This is a genomic window from Eubacterium sp. AF15-50 (genome assembly GCF_934835595.1).
Taxonomy (GTDB): domain Bacteria; phylum Bacillota; class Clostridia; order Lachnospirales; family Lachnospiraceae; genus Eubacterium_G; species Eubacterium_G segne.
Genome location: NZ_CAKVZL010000120.1, coordinates 1 through 5,325, shown reverse-complemented (window position 1 = coordinate 5,325; position 5,325 = coordinate 1). Strand labels below are relative to the sequence as shown.

Genomic DNA, 5,325 nt, shown 5'->3' with positions numbered 1-5,325 from the left:
ACTTACGATATTCAGGGTCAGAGACCATATTATTTAATTAATTATGATGACAGTGGCTCAACGGATTCCGTTACCAGTGGTATTGGTGGGAAAACACTTTGGATAGCAAGAAACACCCGGTTAAATGAATTAGATGTGGAATGGTGTAACTTACTTACGGCTGTTAACGAAATTGAGGAACTTCTTAAGATACCCCTTGATATTGAGTTTGCCATTAATAAAAAAAATGAAGTTATTATTTTTCAGGTCAGACCTTTAGTGGCTAACTTTTCAAAAAATAAAAAGGCTTCTGAGAGTTTTAATGTTTTTTATGACAAAATAAATAATCTGAAAAGTGATTATCGAAACATAAAGAATATAATAGATGGCAATTATATGATGTTTTCCGACATGGCATTTTGGAATCCGTCAGAAATTATTGGAACAAGTCCAAGAACATTGGATTATTCACTATATAGATTTATTATAAATTCAAAGTCATGGAATGAAGGTCTGTTACCTATGGTATACAGTCGCTTAGACGAAGAGATCATGTACAGAAATAGGTGTAAAGCCATATATAAGTCTGGAATATTCATTTTATTCCCTTATACCGGCTAAGATTGATGAAGAGCTGGCTCAAAAATTAGTTTCATTCTATTCATCTAAGTTAAAAAAAGACGTTACGGCACATGATAAGATAGAATTTGAAATTGTATATTCCAGCTATGACTTTAACACTTATCTTAGAACTACCGAGTTGTTAGACTATGGTTTTTCCAGCAGTGAGAGAAAACAAATAGCGGAAGCACTTAAAGAGCTTACATTTAATAATGTGTCAAATTACAATGAAATTTCCGTTAATGATACCGGTGACATTAAGAAACTTGAAAGTATAAGGAAACGGATTAAAGACAGATATGAGAATTGTTCTAACCCTCAGGAGCTGATTAAAGTTATAATTGAACTTCTTGAAAATATAAGAAGATTTGGAACACCACAGTTTACCCGTCAGGCAAGAATGGCTTTTATAGCAAGAAGTTTTTGCAGTTCCCTTGTGGCCTCAGGATGGTTTGTTCAGGAAGATATAGATAATTTTATGAAGGGAATTACCACTGTATCTTCAGATTTTGAAAAAGATTACCAGGAATATTCTGCCGGTGAAATGACAAGAGATGATTTTAACAGCAAGTACGGTCATTTAAGAAGTGGCACATATGACATAAGAACCGACAGTTACAATCAGATGGTATTTAGACCGGTTACAGGAACTTACAAGCCTCAAAAGGAAAAAGCAATAAAGACAGGGCTTAACGAGGAAATTCTGGCAAAAGCATTATTATCTATTGATTTTGACATAACTGCAAAGGATTTTATTCATTTTATGACAACGGCAATAGAAAGCAGGGAGTATTTTAAATTTGAATTTACAAAATCCCTTAGTCTTGCCATTGACTTAATACAAAGTCTTGGAAAAATATTAAATATTGACAGAAATGATTTGTCCTGGATTTCCGTTGAGGATTTAGAGGATTGCAGAAGACTTGGAATAAAGGAAATAGAAGCTTTTCTTAAAAATGTAATAAAACAAAATCAGGATTATTACAATGAGTACTCAAACATAATTTTACCTGATGTAATTTTAAACGAAACAGGTATATCTGTTATTCCAGTAAATAAAGCAAGACCTAACTTTATTACTTCCAAAAAAGTAGAAGGTGAAGTCGTAAATTTAGAGCATGAAACCGATGAAGACCTTATGGATAAAATCGTAATGATTCCAAAGGCTGATCCGGGATATGAGTGGATATTTACTAAGGGAATTAAGGGCTTTATTACAAAGTACGGTGGAATGGCATCCCATATGGCAATAAGGTGTGCAGAATTTGAAATACCTGCTGCCATAGGATGTGGTGAAAAAATATATAATTATGCATCAGGCATTAATTACATGGAATTAGACTGTGCCAACGGCATTATCAAAGAGGGCATACAATGTGAGGATTTAAGGGCTCTTATTACCCAAAGAGAGGGAATTAATCAATATGGAGACCCTACAGATGTGTTAGAGGCAGCATACATTAGATTTTATGAGCTATTGGGCTTTATTCCACAGCCTGCGTCTAACTATGTAAAAAATGTCGGAAAATTGTTTGAGAGACAATGTGATCTTTTAATAGTAGCCGGAGGAGGAGCACTACCTGTTAAATATTATGACAGAAGCCATAATGAGGAATTGCAGCCCCACCGTGATATTATGGAAGATAAACTTATTAAGCATTGTATAGGGGAAGGTATACCTATTATTGCCACCTGTCGTGGTATGCAGTATTTAAATGTTTTGTTTGGTGGAAAACTACTTTATCATCCTACTCTTGAAAGTGACAGACCAAGGGGAGTTGATCACAAGGTTTATCTTGTTGAAGAAAACAGGGAAATATGGGTTAATAATTTCCATCAGGATGTGGTTCCGGCAGATGGTCTGGCACCATGTTTCAAGCCTCTTGCCATAGACAGGGAAAACAACACCATTGAGGCATTTGGTTCAGACGAAATGAAAATTCTTGCATTACAGTGGCATCCGGAAAGAAAATTTGCTACTGCAAATGCTCTTGAAGATACAAGACGTTTGGTTATTAATTTTATACAGCGTCATATTAAATAATTGGAAATGAGGAAACTTTTATGAATACAATCAGCGATAAAAAACTTCTGTGCTGGTCACAAAAATATAATCTTGAGAATTTAATTGTGGCAGGCTACCAGGGTGGATATCCTATTATACAATTTAAACGTAGAGATGACATGCCGGTAGTTAATATGTCAAAACGTGAAATAAATTCCATTATAAGAAAAGCAGAAACCTATGGTGGAATCGAATTAGGGGTTGTATACAATCTTAGAAAAACAGCCTTTATTCTCGTAAATGATGACACAATAGTTATTTGTGGACATGAATATGTATTAGACAGAATATTAGAAAAAATCTTCTAATACAATGTAATAATTTTAATCAAATAATTTCAAATTAAAATATAAATGTAACAAATTTGTAATAATTTATTGACAAAACGTAATAAATGCTGTATAGTACTTCTTGTGCACAGGATAAGTGCATAGAGAAGGAGTGTATTTATGAATAAAACAAAACTCATTACTGGCATTGTTTTATTTGCCATGACACTTGTTATTACGGTTTCAAGTTGTTTCTATGGTAATGAAATAAACAATGATGTTAAGCTTACAGAAGATAAGGTTAAAGCTTTACAGTCAGTTAATGCAGACATTATTACTAAATCTGTTAATCAGGTTAGTAAGTTATCTACAAATGTTCTAAACACAAATACAGCAGCCACCAATAATTTATTAGCAGATACTTCAGAAGAGCCAATAGTTATTGAATCAAATGATTCAATAAAAATCACAAAAAAGAAGTCCAAATCTTCTAAGAACAAGAAGAAAAAGAAGAAGAAATCAAAGAAAACGGCTAAGAACAAGAGAAAAAAGAAAAAAAGTAAATATATAAAGGTTGGAACATTTAAAGTTACAGGTTATTGCAGTTGTGCAAGATGCTGTGGAAAGTCAACAGGTATTACCGCATCAGGTACCGTGGCAACGGCAGGAAGAACTATAGCTGCAGATACATCACAGTTTTCATTTGGCTCAAAGGTTGTGATTAACGGTCACACATATACTGTTGAAGACAGAGGTGGTGCTATCAGAGGAAACAGAATTGATATATTCTTCAGTTCCCATTCAAAGGCTTTAGACTGGGGTGTAAGATACTGTGACGTTTATGTAAAAAGATAAGAACACATAAAAAAGGAGCTTTACTATAAGTTCCTTTTTTACGTTATTGAAATAGAGTTCCATTTAGTGTATAATTTTAACAATTGTGTATAAAGTAATAAAAACCGGAGGCAAAAGATGGCAATAGACACAGAAATTAATGAAAAAGAAAAAGCAGAATCAAGGAATTTTATTGAGCAGATAATTGACAAGGATTTAGAAACAGGAAGATTTGACCATGTTCAAACAAGATTCCCACCGGAACCAAACGGATATCTTCACATTGGACATGCAAAATCAATTCTTTTAAATTATGGACTTGCTAAGGAATACAACGGCAAGTTTAACATGAGATTTGATGATACAAACCCTACAAAGGAAAAGGAAGAGTTTGTTGAATCCATATTAAAAGATATCAAATGGTTAGGTGCAGACTGGGAAGACAGATTGTTTTTTGCATCAAATTACTTTGAACAGATGTATGAAGCAGCCGTAAAATTAATAAAAAAAGGAAAAGCATACGTTTGTGACCTTAGTTCAGACGAAATAAGGGAATACAGAGGAACTCTTAAAGAACCGGGAAAAAACAGCCCATACAGAGACAGAAGTGTTGAAGAGAACCTTGAGCTTTTTGAAAACATGAAAAATGGTGTATATAAAGATGGTGAAAAAGTTTTAAGAGCCAAAATTGACATGGCAAGTCCTAATATTAATATGAGAGATCCTATTATTTACAGAGTTGCACATATGACACATCATAATACAGGAGATAAGTGGTGCATTTATCCTATGTACGATTTTGCGCATCCTATTGAGGATGCCATAGAAGGAGTAACACATTCTATATGTACATTGGAATTTGAAGATCACAGACCTTTATATGACTGGGTTGTAAATGAACTTGAGTATCCTAATCCCCCAAGACAGATTGAATTTGCAAAACTTTATCTTACAAACGTGGTTACAGGAAAGAGATATATTAAGAAATTAGTTGAAGACGGAATTGTTGACGGTTGGGATGATCCGAGACTGGTTTCCATTGCAGCTCTTAGAAGAAGAGGTTTTACTCCTGAATCAATTAAGATGTTTGTTGAATTGTGCGGTATTTCAAAGAGCCAGAGCTCTGTGGATTACGCTATGCTTGAATATTGTATCAGAGAAGATCTTAAGGCTAAAAAACCACGTATTATGGCTGTTTTAGATCCTGTAAAGGTTATTATTGATAATTATCCTGAAGGACAGGTTGAATGGCTTGACGTGGATAACAACGTTGAATGTCCTGAACTTGGTAGCAGAAAAGTACCTTTTAGCAGGGAATTATATATTGAAAGAGAAGATTTTATGGAGGAACCTCCTAAGAAATATTTCAGATTATTCCCAGGCAATGAAGTAAGACTTATGAATGCCTACTTTGTTAAATGTGTGGACTATAAAAAAGACGAAAATGGAAACTTACTTCCAGACTCAGAAAGACTAACGAAGTTTGGTAAAGTGCTAAGAAGCACAAGTTTAGATGAATTACCAGAGCTTGTGAACATACTAAAAGGAGACATGAGC

The 5,325-nt window shown here is 34.0% G+C and carries 4 protein-coding genes and 1 pseudogene; all 5 read left to right on the top strand.

The features are described 5' to 3' along the window. Positions 1 to 600 (top strand): annotated as a pseudogene (locus Q5O73_RS10010) (PEP/pyruvate-binding domain-containing protein); the annotation flags it as partial. 139 nt (positions 601 to 739) lie between these two features. Continuing rightward, positions 740 to 2,644 carry a gamma-glutamyl-gamma-aminobutyrate hydrolase family protein gene (locus Q5O73_RS10005; protein WP_302669612.1) on the top strand — a complete coding sequence of 635 codons (1,905 nt, stop codon included), beginning with the start codon at positions 740 to 742 and terminating at the stop codon, positions 2,642 to 2,644. A gap of 20 nt (positions 2,645 to 2,664) precedes the next feature. After that, the gene (locus Q5O73_RS10000) at positions 2,665 to 2,973 is read left to right on the top strand and encodes a hypothetical protein (protein WP_021952975.1); all 309 of its coding nucleotides are present in this window, start codon (positions 2,665 to 2,667) and stop codon (positions 2,971 to 2,973) included. Between the two features lie 141 nt (positions 2,974 to 3,114). Next, positions 3,115 to 3,789: a 3D domain-containing protein gene (locus Q5O73_RS09995; RefSeq protein ID WP_021952976.1), complete on the top strand. Its 675-nt coding sequence runs from the start codon at positions 3,115 to 3,117 to the stop codon at positions 3,787 to 3,789. A 117-nt stretch (positions 3,790 to 3,906) separates the two neighbouring features. Further along, positions 3,907 to 5,325: glutamine--tRNA ligase/YqeY domain fusion protein (locus tag Q5O73_RS09990; RefSeq protein WP_302669611.1), on the top strand; the 1,419-nt coding region annotated here is incomplete at its 3' end.

Coding starts and splice junctions, on each gene's coding strand:
- Q5O73_RS10000 (WP_021952975.1), top strand. CDS start 2,665: ATGAATACAATCAGCGATAAAAAACTTCTGTGCTGGTCACAAAAATAT.
- Q5O73_RS09995 (WP_021952976.1), top strand. CDS start 3,115: ATGAATAAAACAAAACTCATTACTGGCATTGTTTTATTTGCCATGACA.